The sequence below is a fragment of the Streptomyces macrolidinus genome (assembly GCF_023887685.1).
Taxonomy (GTDB): Bacteria; Actinomycetota; Actinomycetes; order Streptomycetales; family Streptomycetaceae; genus Streptomyces; species Streptomyces macrolidinus.
In genome coordinates this window covers 40,369-60,094 of record NZ_JAMWMR010000001.1, presented here as the reverse complement: position 1 = coordinate 60,094, position 19,726 = coordinate 40,369, and the positions used below count along the sequence as shown (strand labels likewise).

Here is a 19,726-nt window from a genome sequence, read left to right as displayed (position 1 = left end):
GGGGCGCTCAGCGCAGCGCCTCGGCCACCTCCCGTGCCGCCTCCCGCACCCGCGGCCCCACCGTGTCCGGCACCGCTTCCGAGAGCATCACGACGCCGACGCTGCCCTCGACCCCGGTCACCCCGAGCAGCGGTGCCGCCGCGCCGCTCGCGCCCGTCTCCAACTCCCCGTGCGTGAGCGTGTATCCGGGCTCGCTCACCGGCTGCCGACGCGCCTCCAGGATCGCACGGCCGGCCGCTCCTCGGTCGAGCGGATGCCGGAACCCCGGGCGGTAGGCCACGTGGTAGTCGGTCCAGGTCGGCTCGACCACGGCGACGGCCAGCGCGTCCGTACCGTCGACGAGGGTGAGGTGCGCGGTCGCGCCGACGTCCTCCGCGAGCGCCCGCAGCGCGGGCAGGGCCGCCTCCCGTATCAGCGGATGCATCTGGCGGCCCAGGCGCAGCACGCCGAGCCCCACCCGGGCGCGGCCCCCCAGGTCGCGGCGGACGAGAGAGTGCTGCTCCAAGGTGGCGAGCAACCGGTAGACCACGGTCCGGTTGACGCCCAGCCTGGTGGACAACTCGGTGACGGTCAGGCCGTGGTCGGTGTCGGCGAGCAGCTTGAGAACCCTGAGGCCCCGGTCGAGCGTCTGGGAGGTCTCCGCGGTCACGACGCCCACTCCTTCGGTGGTGAGTCGGCGGTCTCTTTCGCGGCGGATGCGCCGCCGAGTCCCGTCGGCGACGCGCCAGAAGGCCACCGGTTGGCTGGCGGCCCGGGGGAGATCCCGAGCTCAGTCGCTGTTCGGCTGCGCTCCGCGGCGACGCTGCCACGGGGCGTGCGCAGCGTGACAGTACGCGAGCCGGTTCGCTCAGCGGAAGGCTCGGTCCAGAATCCGGTCAGTGGCTGGTACGTACTGCTTCGATTTGCTCGGGTATGGAAGCGGCGCGCGCCCCTGCGCGGGGCGCGCGCCTGCGTCGGGCGCACCTCACCGCATGCGTGTGGCCCACTCCTGGACCTTGGCGATCCGCTGGCGCAACTGGCCCGCGGTGCACTCGGCGCTCGGCGGGCCGCCGCACACCCGGCGCAGCTCGGTGTGGATGACGCCGTGCGGCTTGCCGCTCTGGTGGACGTACGCGCCGACCATCGTGTTGAGCTGCTTGCGCAGTTCGAGGAGTTCCTTGTGGGTGACCACCGGGCGCCGCTCGGCGGGCAGTTCGAGCAGATCGGCGTCCGTGTCCGGCTTCTTGCGGCTGTGCGCGATCTGCCGGGCCTGCCGCTTCTGGAGCAGCAACTGCACCTGTTCGGGCTCCAGCAGGCCCGGGATGCCGAGGTAGTCCCGCTCCTCCTCGCTGCCCGGGTGGGCCTGCATGCCGAACTCGGCGCCGTTGTACATGACCCGGTCGAAGACGGCGTCGGACTCCAGCGCCTCGAAGGGCAGCATGTCCTGTTCGCCGGTGTCCTCGTCCTGCTGCTTCTCGGCTTCCTGGAGGAGCTTGTCCTCCTCGGCGTACGGGTCCTCCTCGCCCCCCTTCTTCGGCTTGTCGAGGACGTGGTCGCGCTCGACCTCCATCTCGCCTGCGAAGGTCAGCAGGTCGGGGACCGTGGGCAGGAAGACGGAGGCGGTCTCGCCGCGCCGCCGCGACCGTACGAAGCGGCCGACGGCCTGGGCGAAGAAGAGCGGGGTGGAGATGGTCGTCGCGTACACCCCGACGGCGAGCCGGGGCACGTCGACGCCCTCGGACACCATGCGCACCGCGACCATCCAGCGGTCGGTGCCGTGGCTGAACTCGTCGATGCGGTCGGAGGCGCCGGAGTCGTCGGACAGGACGAGGGTCGCCTTGTGCCCGGTGATGTCGCGGATCAGCTTGGCGTAGGCGCGGGCCGAGTCCTGGTCGCTGGCGATGACGAGGGCGCCCGCGTCCGGTATGGCTCTGCGGACCTCGGTCAGCCGCTCGTCGGCGGCGCGCAGCACGCTGGGCATCCAGTCGCCGCGCGGGTCGAGGGCGGTGCGCCAGGCCTGGCTGACGGCGTCCTTGGTCATGGGTTCGCCGAGCCGGGCGGCGATCTCGTCGCCCGCCTTGGTGCGCCAGCGCATGTTGCCGCTGTAGGAGAGGAAGATGACGGGTCGCACGACGTTGTCGGCGAGCGCGGAGCCGTATCCGTAGGTGTAGTCGGCGGCGGAGCGCCGGATCCCGTCGTTGCCCTCCTCGTACGCGACGAAGGGGATGGGGTTGGTGTCGGAGCGGAACGGCGTACCGGTGAGGGCGAGTCGGCGGGTCGCGGGTTCGAACGCCTCCAGGCAGGCCTCGCCCCAGGACTTGGAGTCGCCGGCGTGGTGGATCTCGTCGAGGATGACGAGGGTCTTGCGCTGCTCGACGCGGTTGCGGTGCAGCATGGGCCGGACGCCGACGCCCGCGTAGGTGACGGCGACGCCGTGGTACTCCCGGCCGAGCGGTCCGGCGCTGTACTCGGGGTCGAGCTTGATCCCGACCCGGGCCGCCGCCTCCGCCCACTGCTTCTTCAGATGCTCGGTGGGCGCGACCACGGTCACCTGCTGCACCACATGGTGGTGGAGCAGCCAGGAGGCGAGCGTCAGTGCGAAGGTCGTCTTGCCGGCGCCGGGGGTGGCGACCGCCAGGAAGTCCCGGGGCTGTTCCTGGATGTACTTCTCCATCGCGCCCTGCTGCCAGGCACGCAGCTTGTTCGCGGTGCCCCAGGGGGCGCGGCCGGGGAAGGCGGGAGAGAGGTGATGGGAGGTGGAGGCGGCTGTAGTGGTCACGGTCTCCGGGTTCGTTGTGCTGGGCTACGTAGGACAACCGGGCCACCCTACCGGCGCCCCGGCAATGCCCTCGTACGAACGGCACGGGGTCACTCGGGGATGGGACTCAGCTCACACCGACGTGTGCAGCGCCCTCAGCCGCTGGGCGACCAGCCCCGCGTCCTCCAGACTCCCGGCCGCCACCTCCATGACCAGCTTGTACGCCTCCTCCTGGTCGACATCGATCATGTCGACTCCGTCGAAGTCGAGGAAGACCACTGTGCACATCCACGCCATGCGCTTGTTGCCGTCGACCAGGGGGTGGTTCGCGGCGAGCGACTGGAGCAGTGCCCCCGCCTTCTCGAAGAGGTCCGTATAGGCCTCGACACCGAACATCTGCGAGCGCGGCCGATGAAGGGCCGAGCTGAGCAGTCCGAGATCGCGCACCGCGACCTCCTGCCCCGCGCACGCCAACTCGGCCAGCTCCAGCGCCTCCTGGACCGTCAGGTACTTCACCTACTCCCCCAACCGCCTCAGCAGGTCGGCGTGTCCCGCCGCGTACTTGGCCCCCAGGCGCCGCACCGTGGCACTGTCCGCCTCCTGCTCCAGATAGCGGTCGATGGCCTGGAGCACTATGGCGTGCATGCTGCGCCCCTCCGCTTCCGCACGCTCCTTGAGGGCTTCCTGCTGGTCGTCGCGCAGACGAAGGTTCATAGCCATACCAAAACGGTACCACCGGGGTGGGGCCATAGTGGTACCACTCAGGAGTGAACCCGCACCCGCCGCGTCACCCACGCCCCCACCAGGGCCACCACCGCCATCGTCAGGAACACCACCGCGAACGCGGTGGGGTGGGACGTGGTGTCGGTGGTGGTCGAGGTGGTGTGGCCCATCGTGCCGCCGCCGAGTGCGGCGAAGGCCGCGCCGCCCGCTGCCAGGAGGAGGACGTTGGAGAGGGCGTCGGAGATCTGCAGGGCCGCGGAGTTGGTGCCGGCCTCCTCGGGGGCGGAGAGCTGGAGCAGCAGCACGCTGGTCGCGGCGATGACCAGGCCCATGCCGAAGCAGCCGAACGCCCAGGCCACGGCGAGGGTCCAGACCGGGACGGCGGGGATGAGCACGCTGGGCGCGGCGACGATCGCGGCGGCCACGAGCCCCATGCCGACCGTCATCAGCCGCTCGCGGTGGGACGCGAGGCGCGGCCGGGACTGCACCCAGGAGCCCAGCGCCCAGGTCAGCCCGCCCGCCGCGAGGGAGAACCCGGCCAGCGTCGGGGAGAGCCCGCGCTGGGTGACGAGCATCAGCGGCACGAAGGACTCCGCGGCGATGAACGAGCCCGCCGCGACCCCGCGCAGCAGCACCACGGACGGCAGCCCGCGCGCCGCCCGGTAGGTGCCGTGCGGCAGCAGCCCCCGTACGGCGGGCACCAGCAGCGCGGCGCCCGCGGCGGCGGGCAGCAGGGACAGCCGGCGCAGGTCCTGCGCGGCGTACTCCAGCAGCCCGGCGCCGAGCGATATGGCGAAGGCGAGCTGGATGCGCCGCCGGTCGAAGGAGGCCGGGGCGGCGTCCTCCCCCACCGGGCCGCCCGCCCGCCGTCGTATCTGGGGCAGGGCGATCACCAGCGGGAACACCACGAGCACCGGGATGCCGAGGAAGACCCAGCGCCAGCCGAAGTGCTCGGTGACCGCACCCGCGGCGAGCGGTCCGACGATCGAGGGCACGACCCAGGCCGCCGCGAACGCGGCCAGGATCGCCGGGCGCAGCCGCTCGGGATAGGCCCGCCCGACGACGACGTACAGCGCGACGATCACCAGCCCGCCGCCCAGGCCCTGGACGGCCCGGCCCGCGATGAACACCCACATCGAGCCCGCCGTCCCGGCCAGCACCAGCCCCACCGCGAACGAGCCGATGCCCGTGGTCAGCGCGCCCAGTGGGCCCCGCTGGTCCGACCACTGCCCGGACAGGACCATGCCGAACAGGCTCGTGGTGAAGTACCCGGAGAACGCGAAGGCGTACAGCGACACCCCGTCCAGATCCCGCGCGGCCACCGGCATCGCCGTGCCGACGGCCGTCGCCTCGAAGGCGATCAGCAGGATCACCGACACGATGCCGATGCTCAGGGCCCGATGGGAGCGGCTCAGGATGCCGGTGCGGCCGTCCACGTCATCAGCGTCTCGGGGGTCGGTGCGGGTGTCGACGGGAACGACGGGAGCGTCGGCGACATCGCTGTCGCTGTCGCGGGGTTCAGGGGCAGCCATGCTGTTCAGCGTAAGGGGCGCGGAGGGGTCGGGCTCCTGTCGGAAGACGGTGATCTCGCTGCGACCTTGGTCCTACGCCCCGCACGCCGCGGCATGGCCCTCAGGGCCGTGCCGCGCCGCTCACTGCGTCGTCACCACCGCCGCCTGCGGGCGGATCGGCAGCCGGTTGACCGGGCGGCCCGTCGCCGCGCGGACCGCCGAGGCGATCGCCGCCGGGGAGGTCACCACGGGCACCGCGCTGACCGACTTCGCCCCGAAGGGCGCGACCACGTCCCGCTCCTCGATCAGCTTCACGATCCGGATGTCGGGTGCGTCCAGGGCCGTCGGCAGGGAGTAGCCCGTCAGATCGGGATGGCGGACCAGACCGCGCGCCGTACGGAGGTTCTCCGTGAGCGCGATGCCCACGCCCTGGGTGACACCGGCCTCCACGCGCGCGGCGAGCTGCGCCGGGTTCAGCACCCGGCCCACGTCCTGCGCGAGCGCCACCTCCACGACCCGGACCGCGCCGAGTTCGACGTCCACGTCCACCACCGCGCGGATCGCGCAGAACGCGAGCCCCACGAAGGCGTCGCCCTGGCCCGTCTCGTTCAGCGGCTCCGTCGGGTGCGGGCGGCACTGCGCCGTGGCCCACAGCTCCTTGCCGTCCAGCGCCTCGGTGACCGTGGTCGACAGCACGCCGTCGTACGAGGTGATCTTGCCGTCGGTGATCTGGAGCAGCTCGGTCGACATGCCGAACTTGTGTGCGAGTGGCTGCAGCAGTTGGGTGCGGACCATCTTCGCCGCGCGTTCCACGGCCCCGCCCGACACCCACGTGTGGCGGCTGCGGCAGCCCGCGCCCGCCGGTGGCTGGTCCGTGTCGGCCGGTGCCACGTACACCTCGTCGATGCCGAGCGTCTCCTGGACGATCTGCCGGGCCAGCGTGGTGAAGCCCTGTCCCGTCTCGACCGCCGCGCACAGGACCGTGGCCACCCCGTCCTGGACCTTCACCGTCGCGGTGGAGACCTCGTCGGTGCCCTCCGCGCCGAGCATGTGGACCATGCCGAGGCCGTAGCCGACACCGCGGCGCACGGCGCCCGGCTCGCCCGCGCCCTCGAGACCGCCGGGCAGCAGCCACTCGTCCGCGGGGGTGTCCTTGGGCAGCGGGGGCAGCGGGTGCTCGCGTACGGCCTCCAGCAGTTCGGCCACCGGTGCCGGGCAGGTCACCGTCTGGCCCGTGGGCAGGACGTCGCCCGTCGCCATGACGTTGCGCAGCCGCAGCTCCGCCGGGTCCAGGCCCAGCTTCTTGGCGAGCTTGTCCATCTGGGCCTCGTACGCCGCGCACACCTGCATCGCGCCCTCGCCCCGGACATGGCCGGAGGGCGGGTTGTTGGTGCGCACGGCCCAGCCCTCGATGAAGGCGTTCGGCACCGCGTACGGGCCGCAGGCGAAGGACACCGCGGCGGCGAGCGCCTCCGCTGAGGTGTCCGCGTACGCGCCCGCGTCCAGCAGGATCTGCGCCTCGACCTTCACCAGCTTGCCCTCGGCGTCCGCGTGGTGGCGGTAGCGCAGCAGCGTGGGGTGGCGGTGGACGTGCCCGAGGAAGGACTCCTCGCGCGTCACGGTCAGCTTGACCGGGCAGCCCGTGCGCAGCGCGAGCAGGCCGAGCGGGACCTGGAAGCCCTGGTCCTCCCGGTCGGCGGTGGCACCGGGCACTCCGGTCACGACGATCTTCACCCGTTCGGGTGGCAGACCGTAGACCGCGGCGGCCCGGTCGCGGTCGGTGTGCGGGTCGGTGGAGGCGAGATACAGCTCGACCCCGCCGTCGGGCCGGGGCACGGCGAGACCGGCCTCCGCGCCGATGGGGGCGGGGTCCTGGCGGCCGATGCGGTACAGGCCCTCCACGACGGTCTCGCCGACCGCGTCCGGGTCGCCGTGGCGCAGCGGGATATGGCGGATCAGATTGCCGTCGGGGTGCAGCGGTTCGGCCTCGAAAGCCTGCTCCGGGTCGGTCACCGGGTCGAGCACCTCGTACTCGACGATGACGGCGGCGGCGGCCATGCGCGCGGTGTCGGGGTGGTCGGCGGCGACGGCCGCGATCGGCTCCCCGTGGTGGCGCACGACCTCGGAGGCGAACACCGGGCGGTCGACGGCGCCCCGGCCGAGGAGCGCGCTGCCGGGCACGTCCTCGTGCGTGATGACGGCCCGGACGCCGGGCATCTCGCGCGCGTGCCGCGTGTCGATGGACACGATGCGCGCGTGCGGGTGCGGCGAGCGCAGCACGGCGGCCCACAGCAGGCCCTCGGCCCACAGGTCGGCCGTGTACGGGAACGTGCCCTCGGTCTTGGCGCGGATGTCGGTGGACGGCAGGCTGACGCCGAGGCCGTGCGGCAGCGGCTCGGCGGCGGGCAGGGCCGTCTCGGTGGTCGTGGTGGCTTCGCTGCTCACGCCTGGCCTCCGTCCTGGCCGTACGGGTGCTCGTTCCGGGCCGCGTCGTCGAACACGGAGGGCGCCGCCTCGGTGTGCTGCGCCGCCTCGGTGTGCTGCGCCGGTTCGGTCTCGGTGTGTTCGGTGTGCGCCCGGCGTCCGGCGGCGACCTGGGCCACCGCGTCGAGGACCCCGCGATAGCCCGAGCAGCGGCACAGGTTGCCGCACAGGGCCTGGCGGGTCTCGCGTTCGGTGGGCGCGGGGTTGCCCTCCAGCAGGTCGTGCACGGTCATCGCCATCCCGGGGATGCAGAACCCGCACTGCACGGCGCCGCATTCGGCCAGCGCCCGCTGTACGTCCGAGGGGTGGCCGTCGACGGCGAGCCCCTCGACGGTCCGCACCTCGCTGCTCGCGGCGGTGACGGCGGGCACCAGGCAGGAGGCGACGAGGCGGCCGTCGACCTGGACGTTGCAGGCACCGCACTCGCCTTGCGAACAGCCGTCCTTGGCCCCGGCGAGCCCGAGCCGCTCGCGCAGCACGTACAGCAGCGACTCGCCGATCCACGCGTCGGTGACGGGGCGGTCGGCGCCGTTGACCCGCAGGACGTAGGAGGCCAACGGGTGGTCGTCGGGGGCGAGTTCGAGCACCGGCTCCGGGGCGGGCTCGGGAGTGGGTTCGGGGGCGGCGGGCTGCTCGGGCGCGACCTCGGGAGCGGGGGCCGGAGCCTGCTCGGGCGTCGGCTCGCCCGCGTCCGCGCCTGCGTCCGCCGCCGGTGCGGAGGTCGGCTCAGGGTCCACGGCCTGTACGGGGTCCGGAACGGCGTCCGGGGCGGGGGCAGGCTCGGGCGTCTCCTCGGCGGCCACCGGGGCGGCGGGCTCGGGCAGTTGCTCGGCGGCGACCGGGGCGGCGGGCTCGGGCAGTTGCTCGGCGGCGACCGGCGCGGCGGGCTCGGGCGGCTGCGGGACCGCCTCGGGCTCCTGCGGGGCCCCACCGGCGAGCGTGTCCTCGTACGACGGCTCTTCCGGCAGCTCGACGGGCGCCTGCACGGCGCTCTCCCCCGCGGGGTCCGTCCACGGCTGTCCCGGCTGTCCCGGCTGTCCGGCCGGTTCCGCCGGTTCCGTCACCCAGGGTGCCGCCGCGCCGCCCGGCAGGGTCGCGGGCGGGGTGTGACCCCACTGCTCGACCAGCGACGACGTATTGAACTCGCCCGAGTCGTCGGAGAGTTCACCGTCCGCCACGGGGATCGACCACTGCCCGGTGACGTCATGCCCGGCGACGGGCTGCTCCGGCTGCGCGGGCGCGGCGTCCGCCATGGTCCACTGCGCGGTCGCGGCGGGGTCGTAGGTGAACCGGTCGTCCCCGCCCTGACCGGTGGCGGCGTTCGCGTCGGGCCAGTGCACGTGCCCGGCGGCCGGGTCCCAGGCGCCCGAGGTGTCGGCGGCCGGGGGGAACGCCGGGGGCACGAAGCCGTGGCCCGGCGCGGCCAGGGGGCTGTACGAGGCGAGGAGGGCGTCGACGCCGCCCTCGGGCAACTGGACGAAGGCCGTGGCCCCATCGTCGTACTCCCCCTGGGGCAGCCGTTCCCAGGAGCCGCGGGCGCTCTCGTGGGCGGCGTCCTCACGGTGCTGGTCGTCGGTCACGACAGCGCCCTCCCCAGTGCTCGTCGGGCCAGCGCGGCGACGGTGCGCCGCAGATGCAGTACGGCGGGCGGAAGCGGTGGCACGGTGCCGTCCTGCGCCGGTTCCGCGTCGGGGACGCACGCCGTGGCGACGTACTCCCCGAAGGCGGTGAGCACTTCGGGGGCGATCGCGCGGTCGTTGTCCCAGTCGATGAACTGGGCGACCCACCGCTCGGCCTCCAGCGGGCGCAGCGGCATCGGCGCTATGGCACCGACCGCGCACCGCACCCCGCGCCGGGCCGGGTCGAGGACGAGCGCCACGGACGCCGTCGCGCGCCCGGGGCCCGTGCGTCCGGTCGCCTTCAGGAAGACCTGGGGCGCGTGCAGCAGCGGAACCCGTACGTAGCCGACGAGTTCACCACCGCGCAGCATCTCCACGCCCGCCAGCAGATGCGAGACCGGGACCTCGCGGCGGGCGCCGCCGGGGCCCGCGACGACCAGCGTGGCCTCCAGGGCGGCGAGCACCGGAAGCGCGTCGCCGGTGGGCGCGGCCGAGACGATGTTGCCGCCGAGCGTGCCCGCGTTGCGGATGTGCGGCGGTCCGGCCGCGCGGGCCGCCGCCGCGAGGGCGGGGATGAGCGCGGCGAAGTCGGGGCGCCCCATACGGGCATGGGTGAGGCCCGCGCCGAGCAGCGCATGGCCGTCCTGGTACTGCCAGCCGCGGATCTCACTGATGCGGCCGAGTCCGACCAGCGCGGCGGGCCGCAACTGCCCGGAGTTGACCGCGACCATGAGGTCGGTGCCGCCCGCCACGGGAACGGCCGCCGGCATGGCGGCGAGCGCCGCCACGGCCTCGTCCAGCGAGGCGGGCAGGGTCACGGCCTGCGCCGCCCGCGGTGCCTGCGTGGTCAATCCGGCTGCCCCTTCCCACTGCCCCACCTGGTCCCCACCTGTGCTGCCGTACGGTACGTGCTGACAGGAGGGACGTGGCAACTCTGGCACATCTTCCCCCACCCGCGACGCGGGGGTCCGCCAGGAGAGACTCACCCTCCGACCCAGGACATGACCCGCTTTGCGGCGACATCGACACCGACGGAACGTTTCCACCGATCAGTTCTTCTTGCACGGGTTCTGCCCATGTGGGGCCACGTTTCCAGGGAGTCGGGCCGTCGGCGGGCACCTCGGCCGCGCCTCACACGTTCGGGGGCGCGCCCTCGATCGGGCGTCCGAGCACGCCGGGTCGTCGCTGCCAGGGGCGGGGTCCGGTGGGCGGCCGGTAGGCGACGCCCAGGGCGTCAAGTCGGCGGTAGTGGGCCTTCATCCGCCGCTCGAAACCCGCGACGTCGCGGTCCGCGGGGGCGGGCAGCGCGCTCCAGGCGACCTCGGCGAACGCCGCGAGCCGGGGGAACATCTGGTAGTCGATCCGGTCCTGATCCTCCGTCACCTCCGTCCACATGTTGGCCTGCGTGCCGAGCACATGCCGCGCGAGGTCGCCGGTGAGCTGCGGCGGAACCGGCTCGAAGCGGTAGACGTCCGCCAGCGTGCGTACGTATCCGATGGGCACCGGCTCGTCCTCGCCGCCGTCCTCCCGGAAGTTCAGGTACACCTGCTGCTCCGGGCACATGACGACGTCGTGTCCCGCCCGCGCGGCCGTGACGCCGCCCGCGTATCCGCGCCAGGAGGACACCGCGGCCCCTCGCGCCAGGCCGCCCTCCAGGATCTCGTCCCAGCCGATGAGCCGACGGCCGCGGGCGGTGAGCCAGGTGTCGAAGTGGCGGATGAACCAGGACTGGAGTTCGTCCTCGTCGGCGAGGCCCAGCTCCCTGATGCGCGCCTGGGCGGCCGGGGACCGTCGCCACTGGTCCTTGGGGCATTCGTCGCCGCCGACGTGGACGAAGCGCGAGGGGAACAGCTCCAGGACCTCCTCGAACACCCCTTCGTAGAACCGCAGGGTGGTGTCGGTGGGGGCGAGTACGTTCGGGTTGACACCCCAGTCGTCCCAGACCGTGAGGGAGGCCGTGTCGACGACGTCGCGGTTGCCGAGTTCCGGATACGCGGCGATGGCCGCCTGGCTGTGTCCCGGCAGGTCGATCTCGGGGACGACGGTGATGTGTCGCTCGGCCGCGTAGGCGACGATCTCGCGGATGTCGTCCTGCGTGTAGTAGCCCCCGTGCGGCTTGTCCTCCCACAGCGGCGAGGCCCGGTGGCCGTATCGCGTACGCGCCCGCCAGGAGCCGGTCCCGGTGAGCTTCGGGTACCGCTGGATCTCCAGGCGCCAGCCCTGGTCGTCGGTGAGGTGGAGGTGCAGGACGTTGAGCTTGTGCGCGGCCATCAGGTCCAGTTGACGCAGGACCCCGTCCTTGGGCAGGAAGTGCCGCGCGACGTCGAGCAGGAGGCCGCGCCAGCGGAAGCGGGGCGCGTCCTGGATCCGCAGCAGCGGCAGCCGCCACCGCCGGCCCGGCAGGGGCGCGCGCCGGAAGGCGTCGGGGCCGAGCAGTTGCCGCAGCGTCTGCGCGCCCCAGAAGAGGCCCGCCTCGCCGCCGCCCACCAGGTGCGCGCCGGTCGGCTCGATCGTGAGGTCGTAGCCCTCCTCGCCGAGGTCACCGGTGACGCTCGGGTCGACGGTGAGGCGGAGGGCGCCGTCGCCCGTGGCGCGCGGCGGAAGGGGCAGCCCGGTGGCCGCGCCGAGCGTGGCGCGCAGCCAGCGCTCGGTCCGTTCCGCGCCGTCGCCCGCGATCAGCCCGGTGGCGGAGGTCAGGTCGAAGAAGCCGGCCTCGGGGGCTGTCACCCGGCCGGGCTCGGGAATCAGGTCCGTCATAGCAGTCCTGTACCGCCCCACCGGGCCCCGGGACCAGCCCTCGTACGGGCCTTGTACGCAACCCCTCGTACGGGCCTTCGTACGCAACCCCTCGTACGCGGGCCCTTCGCGCACAGCCCCTCCGTACGCAGAAGTGAACGCGAAGGCCCCGGGGGTGCGTGGAGACGCTTCGCCGGGGACCCGCCGGTCGTCGCGCTGGCGGACCGGCCGCCTACTTCTTGTCGCCGCCCTTGCCCTCGTCGCCGCCGCCGCTCATGGATTCGTAGATCTCCTTGCACATGGGGCAGACGGGGTACTTCTTCGGGTCGCGGCCAGGGACCCACACCTTGCCGCACAGCGCCACGACGGGCGTGCCGTCGAGGGCGCTCGCCATGATCTTGTCCTTCTGGACGTAGTGGGCGAAGCGCTCGTGGTCGCCGTCGCCGTGCGACACCTGCGGCGTCGGCTCTACGAGGGTCCCCGTACCAGTACCGCGCTCGGGCTCAAGAGTGCTCATGGCACCAAGAGTACTGAAAGGTCCCGGGCGTCAATTGAGCGAAGGGTCGTCGGGATACGTGGCCACCATCGCCAGCTCGCTGCGCTGACGGCGCAGCACCTCCCGCCACAGCCGCTCCGGCTCCGGGGACGACACGTCGCCGGGCTCGGACTCGACGACGTACCAGGCGCCCTCCACCAGTTCGTCCTCGAGCTGGCCGGGGCCCCAGCCCGCGTACCCCGCGAAGATGCGCAGGGAGCCCAGGGCGCGGGCGAGCAGCTCGGGCGGGGCCTCCAGGTCGACCAGGCCGATCGCTCCGTGCACCCGCCGCCAGCCGAGCGGGGCGCGCTCCGCGGAGCCGCCGGGGATCACCGCGACGCCGAGCGCGGAGTCCAGCGACACCGGTCCGCCCTGGAAGACGACGCCGGGCTCGCCCGCGAGGTCCCCCCACCCCTCCAGGACATCGCCCACGTCCACGGGGGTGGGGCGATTGAGGACCACACCGAGCGAGCCCTCCTCGTCGTGGTCGAGAAGGAGCACCACAGCGCGGTCGAAGTTCGGGTCCGCCAGGGCGGGAGTGGCCACGAGCAGCCGCCCTGTGAGCGAGGACACCTCGGTCATGGCAGACATGATCCCGCATCCTGCCCCGGTATGGGGAGGCGATCGCGGTCAGCGGGTGAATACGGCCATGATCCACAAGGCGGTACGGGAGGGACGTGCGCGCCCTCGCGCGGTCACCCCATGTGTCCGGTTGCGGACGGTTCGTGTTGTGGCAAACCCATGACGTTGCTGGGCCCACCGGGGCTTACTGAAGGGGGGTCGACGGCTATTACGCTTACGTCTTCGGCCCCCTGCCCCACTCCACGGAACGCGAGATTCATGACCGTCAACGACGATGTCCTGTTGGTCCACGGCGGAACGCCGCTGGAGGGCGAGATCCGTGTCCGAGGTGCGAAGAACCTCGTACCGAAGGCCATGGTCGCCGCGCTGCTGGGCAGTGCGCCGAGCAGGCTGCGCAACGTCCCCGACATCCGCGACGTACGGGTCGTCCGCGGGCTGCTGCAACTGCACGGCGTGACGGTCCGTCCGGGCGAGGAGCCGGGTGAGCTGGTCCTCGACCCGACGCATGTCGAGAGCGCCAACGTCGCCGACATCGACGCCCACGCCGGTTCCTCCCGGATCCCGATCCTGTTCTGCGGCCCGCTGCTGCACCGGCTCGGCCACGCGTTCATCCCCGGCCTCGGCGGCTGCGACATCGGCGGCCGGCCGATCGACTTCCACTTCGACGTGCTGCGGCAGTTCGGCGCGGTCATCGAGAAGCGCGCGGACGGCCAGTACCTGGAGGCCCCCAAGGGCCTGCGCGGCACGAAGATCCGGCTGCCGTACCCGTCCGTCGGCGCGACGGAGCAGGTGCTGCTGACGGCGGTGCTGGCGGAGGGCGTCACCGAGCTGTCGAACGCGGCCGTGGAGCCGGAGATCGAGGACCTCATCTGCGTGCTGCAGAAGATGGGCGCGATCATCGCGATGGACACCGACCGCACGATCCGCATCACCGGTGTGGACACGCTGGGCGGCTACAACCACCACGCTCTCGCCGACCGTCTGGAGGCCGCGTCCTGGGCGTCGGCCGCGCTCGCGACCGAGGGCAACATCTACGTCCGCGGCGCCCAGCAGCGCTCGATGATGACGTTCCTGAACACCTACCGCAAGGTGGGCGGCGCCTTCGAGATCGACGACGAGGGCATCCGGTTCTGGCACCCCGGTGGCGAGTTGAAGTCCATCGCGCTGGAGACGGACGTGCACCCCGGCTTCCAGACGGACTGGCAGCAGCCGCTGGTGGTCGCGCTGACGCAGGCCACGGGCCTGTCGATCATCCACGAGACGGTCTACGAGTCCCGCCTCGGCTTCACCTCCGCGCTCAACCAGATGGGCGCGCACATCCAGCTCTACCGCGAGTGCCTCGGCGGCTCCGACTGCCGCTTCGGCCAGCGCAACTTCCTGCACTCCGCGGTCGTTTCGGGCCCGACGCGGCTCCAGGGCGCGGACCTGGTCATCCCCGACCTGCGCGGCGGCTTCTCGTACCTGATCGCGGCGCTGGCGGCGCAGGGCACGTCCCGCGTCCACGGCATCGACCTGATCAACCGCGGCTACGAGAACTTCATGGACAAGCTCGTGGAGTTGGGGGCGAAGGTCGAGCTGCCGAGCAAGGCGCTCGGCTAGCCGTACGTCTCGGCCCCGGGCAACACCACGTCCGGCTGGGGGTCCGGGGGTCATCCCCTGGGCAAACACAGCATGGACAAGCTGGTGGAGCTGGGGGCGAAGGTCGAGCTGCCCAGCAAGGCGCTCGGCTAGCCGTATACGTCTCCCTGAGCTGCGCGAGGGGCGGTCACCCGGTTCGGGTGACCGCCCCTCGGCCTTACGCCGGTCGCGTGGCGTACGACGGCAAGGTCACTTGCCCTTCGCGGCTTCCTTGAGCTTGGAGCCCGCGGAGACCTTCACGCTGTAGCCGGCCGGGATCTGGATGGGGTCGCCGGTCTGCGGGTTACGCGCGGTGCGAGCGGCACGGTGGGTGCGCTCGAAGGTCAGGAAGCCAGGGATGGTGACCTTCTCGTCGCCCTTGGCGACGATCTCGCCGACGGTCTCGGCGAACGCGGCCAGCACGGCGTCGGCGTCCTTGCGGGTCACCTCGGCACGGTCGGCCAGCGCGGCCACCAGCTCACTGCGGTTCATGTTGTTACTCCCGTGTTCTTCTTGCCGTTGAGGCGTGCCACGCGGCGGAGCCGCATGATGGGCACGGCGAAGCCGATGCTGCCAGGGTCCTCGGTGAGGTCCCGGACCCGGGTCCGTCGTCAGACCCTCGCGCCCGAAGACGCATCCTGCCCCCACCTGCGGCGGGAAAGCCAATCCGGCACCCGCGGGGGCCGTGAGAACACCCGTGGGAGTCATGAGAACAACCCGTGGGAGTCACCCGAAGAGCGCCACTTTCCCGTGGTGTGGTGACGCTCCGTCCGCCCGCGACAACGGACCGCAGAGCCTGAGTCCGGCCGCCACCCTAGGGGGCGGCCCGGCGTCCCGCGCACCGCGACGCGCCGGGCCGGGCCACCGTGGCGATGGTCACAGGCAGCGACCATCGGCCAGGGGTCGCCGCCAAGGGGTGCCTACTCGGCCGTGAGCGGCTCCGCCGCCGCCTTCGCAGCGGCGCGCACCGCTCCGGCGACCGCGCCCGCGACCTTGTCGTTGAAGACGCTCGGGATGATGTAGTTCGGGTTCAGCTCGTCCTCGGTCACCACGTCCGCGAGGGCGCTGGCGGCGGCCAGCATCATGTCCGTGTTGACCGTGCGGGACTGGGCGTCCAGCAGACCGCGGAAGACGCCCGGGAAGACCAGCACGTTGTTGATCTGGTTCGGGAAGTCGGAACGGCCGGTGGCCACGACCGCCGCCGTCCGGCGGGCCACGGCGGGGTCGACCTCGGGGTCGGGGTTCGCGAGCGCGAACACGATCGCTCCCTCGGCCATGGCGGCGACGTCGGCGCCGTCGAGGACGTTCGGGGCGGAGACGCCGATGAAGACGTCCGCGCCGCGCGTGGCCTCCTTCAGCGTGCCGGTCAGGCCCTCGGGGTTGGTGTTGTCGGCGATCCAGCGCAGCGGCGAGTCCGCGGCGGCGTTCACCAGGTCCGCGCGCTCGGCGTGCACGACGCCGTGGATGTCGGCGACGACGGCCTTCTTCACGCCCGCCGCGAGCAGCAGCTTGAGGATGGCCGTACCGGCCGCGCCGGCGCCCGACATGACGACGCGGACGTCGTCGATCTGCTTGCCCACCACGCGCAGGGCGTTGGTGAGGGCGGCGAGGACCACGATCGCGGTGCCGTGCTGGTCGTCGTGGAAGACGGGGATGTCGAGGGCCTCCCGCAGCCGCGCCTCGATCTCGAAGCAGCGGGGCGCGGAGATGTCCTCGAGGTTGATGCCCGCGAAGCCGGGGGCGATGGCCTTGACGATCTCGACGATGGCGTCGCTGTCCTGGGTGTCGAGGCAGATCGGCCAGGCGTCGATACCGGCGAAGCGCTTGAAGAGGGCCGCCTTGCCCTCCATGACGGGCAGCGCGGCCTTCGGGCCGATGTTGCCGAGGCCGAGCACCGCGGAACCGTCGGTCACGACCGCGACGGAGTTGCGCTTGATCGTCAGACGGCGGGCGTCCTCGGGGTTCTCCGCGATCGCCATGCACACGCGCGCCACACCCGGCGTGTAGACCATGGAGAGGTCGTCACGGTTGCGGATGGGGTGCTTGGCCTGCATCTCGATCTTGCCGCCGAGGTGCATGAGGAACGTACGGTCGGAGACCTTGCCGAGCGTGACGCCCTCGATGGCGCGCAGCTTCTCGACGATCTCCTGCGCGTGGTCGGTCGAGGTGGCGGCGATGGTGACGTCGATACGGAGCTTCTCGTGGCCGGAAGCCGTGACGTCGAGACCGGTCACCGAGCCTCCGGAGGACTCCACGGCCGTGGTGAGCTGGGAGACCGCGGTGCCACCCGCGGGCACCTCCAGCCGGACCGTCATCGAGTAGGAGACGCTGGGCGCCGTTGCCATGGCCGACTTCCTCTGCTTTCACCGTGTGTCGCCGATTGCCGTCCGAATCGTCGCACCTACCGGCGAGTACGCGGTAACCGCACCGGATTGCGAACGTTGTGTTCGCTGCTCATCGGAACGTTCGGAAAGGCGCTTCCACCATACGAGAAGCGGCCCGCGCGAGAAGCAGGGCGTGGCGCCCAACACAAGAGGTCCGCGTCACGGACGACGCGGACCTCTTCGACGTTCAGGTCGGGCTTTCAGTGACACCGACCCGCCATGCTCGCCTCGCGGCAAGTGGTCGCTCGTAGCGACAAAGGTTGGGCCCGGGGGCTTGGATCGGGCCGGTGTCACCTCCAGGCTAACAAACAGACGGCGCAAGGCCATTCCCGCGCCGGGAGTTCATCCTCCCGGCACGGGAACGCGGCTCGCCCGGCACGGGAACACGGCTCCCGCGGCGTCGGCGTACGGCTCTCCGCGGCGTCGGCGTACGGCTCAGTCGCGCAGCAGATCCGGTACCCCGGCCGCGTCCGGCTCGTCCCGTTCGCCCGAGACGACCGTCAACTGCTGTGTCGCCCGGGTCAGCGCCACGTACAGCACCCGCAGGCCCGCGGGGCTCTCGTCGGCGATCTCCGCGGGCGAGACGACGACCGTCGCGTCGTACTCCAGACCCTTGGCCTCCAGGCTGCCGAGCGCCACGACGCGGTCGCCGAGGCCGTCCAGCCAGCGGGCCGCCTCCTGGCGCCGGTTCATCGCGACGACCACGCCGACCGTGCCGTCCACCATGTCGAGCAGCCGGGCGGCCTCCGCGCGGACGGTCTCGCCGAGCGCGTCCCGCGCGATCGAGAAGCGGGGCTCGACGCCCGTGGAGCGGACGGCGGAGGGGGCCTCGGAGCCGGGCATGGCGAGCGCCAGCACCTTGGCAGCCAGGTCGGCGATCTCGGCGGGGTTGCGGTAGTTGACCGTGAGCGTGAAGCGGCGGCGCGGGCGCGTGCCCAGGGCCTCGTCGCGGGCCTCGGCCGCCTCGTCCGGGTCGGACCAGGACGACTGGGCCGGGTCGCCGACCACCGTCCAGGTGGCGTGCCGCCCGCGCCGCCCGATCATCCGCCACTGCATCGGCGTGAGGTCCTGCGCCTCGTCGACGATCACATGCGCGTACTCGGTCCGCTCCTGGGCGAGGCGCTCGGCGCGCTCGCGCTGGGACTCCTCGCGTACGGGCATCAGCTCCTCGAGGCCGGTGAGCTGGTCGAGCGGGTCCAGCTCGCGCTTCTTGCGCGGGCGGGCCGGTACGCCGAGGACGGCCTGGAGTTCGTCCAGGACGGCCACGTCGTGCACGGACAGCCCGTCCCGCCGCAGGGACCGCGCGACCTTGCGGACCTCGCCTGGGGTGAGGATGCGCCGCGCCCAGCGGCCGAGCCGCTTCTCGTCGGCCATCGCGTCGAGGACGGCGCGCGGGGTCAGCTCGGGCCACCAGGCGTCCAGGAACTCGGTGAAGGAGTCCTCGCAGAGGATGTCCTCGTCGAAGGAGGAGCGCAGCTCGGCGGCCAGTTCGGGGTCGGTGTGGCGGCCTGCCGCGCCGGAGCGGACCCACAGGGCGTCCAGGAGCAGCCTGCGGGCGCGCGGGCGCAGCAGGTTCACCGGGGCGGTGCCGCTCAGGGCGGTGCGCCGGACGCGCTCCAGTTCCTCGGCGTCCAGTTCGATGCGGCGGCCGAAGGCGACGACCCTGAGCCGGGTGGGCGCGTCACCGCGCTCCAGGGCGCCGCGCGCGGCCTTCCGTACCACCTTGAGCATGCGGTACGAGCCCTTGGCGCGGGCCACCGACGGGGAGTCGTACACCGTGGCCTGGACGCCGTCGACGAGCGAGCCGACGGCGCGGATGGCGACCTGCCCCTCCTCGCCGAGGGACGGCAGCACGCCCTCGGTGTAGGCGACGAGCAGCGGGGTGGGCGAGACGATCAGGATGCCGCCCGCGTACCGGCGCCGGTCCTGGTAGAGGAGGTAGGCGGCCCGGTGCAGGGCCACGGCCGTCTTGCCGGTGCCGGGGCCGCCCTCGACGTAGGTCACGGAGGCGGCGGGGGCGCGGATCACGAGGTCCTGCTCGGCCTGGATCGAGGCCACGATGTCCCGCATGGTGTGGGTGCGCGCCTGGCCGAGGGCGGCCATCAGGGCGCCGTCGCCGATCACGGGCAGCTCGCGGCCGTCGAGGCGCGCCGTCAGTTCGGGGCGCATCAGGTCGTCCTCGACACCGAGCACCTTGCGGCCCTTGGAGCGGATGACGCGGCGCCGTACGACCCGGCCGGGGTCGACCGGGGTCGAGCGGTAGAAGGGGGCCGCGGCGGGTGCGCGCCAGTCGATGACCAGGGGCGCGTACTCCTCGTCGAGGACGCCGATGCGGCCGATGTGCAGGGTCTCGGCGATGTCGGCGGTGTTGTCGGGCCGGACCGCGCCCTCGGCGGGCTCGACGGCCGTGTACGCGCCGTCCGGTCCCTTCTTGCCGTCCTTGCCGAGCAGCAGGTCGATACGGCCGAAGAGGAAGTCCTCGAACTCGTTGTTGAGCCGGTTGAGGTGGATACCCGCCCGGAAGACCTGTGCGTCGCGTTCGGCGAGCGCGCCGGGCGTGCCGACGTGGCCGCGCTGGGCGGCGTCGTTCATCAGGAACTCCGCCTCGTGGATCTTCTCCTCGAGGCGCCGGTACACCCGGTCCAGGTGTTGTTGTTCGACGCTGATCTCCCGGTCGCGGAGCGAGTCGTGCGCGGACGTGCCGACCGGGCCGAGCGCGGTTTCCTGTTGAGCCTGAGCGGCCACCGGGCCCCCTTCTGACGTGCTGGGCAGCCGTCTACCGTACGCGAAGGGGGCCG

Annotated in this window: 15 protein-coding genes; 1 reads left to right on the top strand and 14 read right to left on the bottom strand. The window is 72.6% G+C overall.

Going from position 1 to position 19,726, the window contains the following annotated elements; translation table 11 throughout:
* Nucleotides 1–7: 7 nt before the first annotated feature.
* The 11 genes from NGF19_RS00240 to NGF19_RS00190 form a co-directional block, all read right to left on the bottom strand.
* Nucleotides 8–649, bottom strand: coding sequence for an IclR family transcriptional regulator (locus NGF19_RS00240; protein ID WP_252421271.1), 642 nt, complete (start codon nucleotides 647–649; stop codon nucleotides 8–10).
* Between the two features lie 315 nt (nucleotides 650–964).
* Nucleotides 965–2,758, bottom strand: coding sequence for a DEAD/DEAH box helicase (locus NGF19_RS00235; protein WP_252421270.1), 1,794 nt, complete (start codon nucleotides 2,756–2,758; stop codon nucleotides 965–967).
* Between the two features lie 111 nt (nucleotides 2,759–2,869).
* Entirely contained in the window at nucleotides 2,870–3,253 is a 384-nt protein-coding gene (locus tag NGF19_RS00230; protein ID WP_252421269.1) for a type II toxin-antitoxin system death-on-curing family toxin, read from the bottom strand.
* Nucleotides 3,254–3,451, bottom strand: a complete 198-nt coding sequence (locus NGF19_RS00225) for a ribbon-helix-helix protein, CopG family (RefSeq protein ID WP_252421715.1) — start codon at nucleotides 3,449–3,451, stop codon at nucleotides 3,254–3,256.
* A 47-nt stretch (nucleotides 3,452–3,498) separates the two neighbouring features.
* Nucleotides 3,499–4,992 carry an MFS transporter gene (locus NGF19_RS00220; protein ID WP_252421268.1) on the bottom strand — a complete coding sequence of 498 codons (1,494 nt, stop codon included), beginning with the start codon at nucleotides 4,990–4,992 and terminating at the stop codon, nucleotides 3,499–3,501.
* 120 nt (nucleotides 4,993–5,112) lie between these two features.
* Complete coding sequence (locus NGF19_RS00215; RefSeq protein WP_252421267.1) at nucleotides 5,113–7,416, bottom strand: xanthine dehydrogenase family protein molybdopterin-binding subunit; 2,304 nt, start codon at nucleotides 7,414–7,416, stop codon at nucleotides 5,113–5,115.
* Nucleotides 7,413–9,035, bottom strand: a complete 1,623-nt coding sequence (locus NGF19_RS00210; protein ID WP_252421266.1) for a 2Fe-2S iron-sulfur cluster-binding protein — start codon at nucleotides 9,033–9,035, stop codon at nucleotides 7,413–7,415. The genes NGF19_RS00215 and NGF19_RS00210 overlap by 4 nt, the downstream gene beginning before the upstream one ends.
* Complete coding sequence (locus NGF19_RS00205; protein WP_252421265.1) at nucleotides 9,032–9,925, bottom strand: FAD binding domain-containing protein; 894 nt, start codon at nucleotides 9,923–9,925, stop codon at nucleotides 9,032–9,034. Before NGF19_RS00205 ends, NGF19_RS00210 begins: the two co-directional genes overlap by 4 nt.
* Before the next feature lie 280 nt (nucleotides 9,926–10,205).
* Entirely contained in the window at nucleotides 10,206–11,831 is a 1,626-nt protein-coding gene (locus tag NGF19_RS00200; protein WP_252421264.1) for a beta-N-acetylhexosaminidase, read from the bottom strand.
* Between the two features lie 211 nt (nucleotides 11,832–12,042).
* Nucleotides 12,043–12,327 (bottom strand): DUF3039 domain-containing protein, encoded by a 285-nt coding sequence (locus NGF19_RS00195; RefSeq protein ID WP_217142822.1) that lies wholly within the window; start codon nucleotides 12,325–12,327, stop codon nucleotides 12,043–12,045.
* Nucleotides 12,328–12,357: 30 nt separating this feature from the next.
* Nucleotides 12,358–12,927 carry a YqgE/AlgH family protein gene (locus tag NGF19_RS00190; protein ID WP_252421714.1) on the bottom strand — a complete coding sequence of 190 codons (570 nt, stop codon included), beginning with the start codon at nucleotides 12,925–12,927 and terminating at the stop codon, nucleotides 12,358–12,360.
* A 258-nt stretch (nucleotides 12,928–13,185) separates the two neighbouring features.
* On the opposite strand from NGF19_RS00190, the gene murA reads away from it, so the two are divergent.
* Nucleotides 13,186–14,526 (top strand): UDP-N-acetylglucosamine 1-carboxyvinyltransferase, encoded by a 1,341-nt coding sequence (gene murA, locus NGF19_RS00185; protein ID WP_252421263.1) that lies wholly within the window; start codon nucleotides 13,186–13,188, stop codon nucleotides 14,524–14,526.
* A gap of 228 nt (nucleotides 14,527–14,754) precedes the next feature.
* Here the strand turns inward: murA and NGF19_RS00180 are convergent, their stop codons facing one another.
* The 3 genes from NGF19_RS00180 to NGF19_RS00170 form a co-directional block, all read right to left on the bottom strand.
* On the bottom strand, nucleotides 14,755–15,036 hold the full coding sequence (locus tag NGF19_RS00180; RefSeq protein WP_007382399.1) for an HU family DNA-binding protein: 282 nt from the start codon (nucleotides 15,034–15,036) through the stop codon (nucleotides 14,755–14,757).
* A 428-nt stretch (nucleotides 15,037–15,464) separates the two neighbouring features.
* On the bottom strand, nucleotides 15,465–16,889 hold the full coding sequence (locus NGF19_RS00175) for an NAD-dependent malic enzyme (RefSeq protein ID WP_252421262.1): 1,425 nt from the start codon (nucleotides 16,887–16,889) through the stop codon (nucleotides 15,465–15,467).
* Nucleotides 16,890–17,363: 474 nt separating this feature from the next.
* Entirely contained in the window at nucleotides 17,364–19,673 is a 2,310-nt protein-coding gene (locus NGF19_RS00170; RefSeq protein WP_252421261.1) for a HelD family protein, read from the bottom strand.
* Nucleotides 19,674–19,726: the final 53 nt, after the last annotated feature.

Excerpts from the sequence above, each read along its gene's own strand:
- NGF19_RS00225 (WP_252421715.1), bottom strand. The coding sequence starts at position 3,451 with ATGAACCTTCGTCTGCGCGACGACCAGCAGGAAGCCCTCAAGGAGCGT.
- NGF19_RS00220 (WP_252421268.1), bottom strand. The coding sequence starts at position 4,992 with ATGGCTGCCCCTGAACCCCGCGACAGCGACAGCGATGTCGCCGACGCT.
- NGF19_RS00200 (WP_252421264.1), bottom strand. The coding sequence starts at position 11,831 with ATGACGGACCTGATTCCCGAGCCCGGCCGGGTGACAGCCCCCGAGGCC.
- NGF19_RS00195 (WP_217142822.1), bottom strand. The coding sequence starts at position 12,327 with ATGAGCACTCTTGAGCCCGAGCGCGGTACTGGTACGGGGACCCTCGTA.
- NGF19_RS00190 (WP_252421714.1), bottom strand. The coding sequence starts at position 12,927 with ATGACCGAGGTGTCCTCGCTCACAGGGCGGCTGCTCGTGGCCACTCCC.
- murA (WP_252421263.1), top strand. The coding sequence starts at position 13,186 with ATGACCGTCAACGACGATGTCCTGTTGGTCCACGGCGGAACGCCGCTG.
- NGF19_RS00180 (WP_007382399.1), bottom strand. The coding sequence starts at position 15,036 with ATGAACCGCAGTGAGCTGGTGGCCGCGCTGGCCGACCGTGCCGAGGTG.
- NGF19_RS00175 (WP_252421262.1), bottom strand. The coding sequence starts at position 16,889 with ATGGCAACGGCGCCCAGCGTCTCCTACTCGATGACGGTCCGGCTGGAG.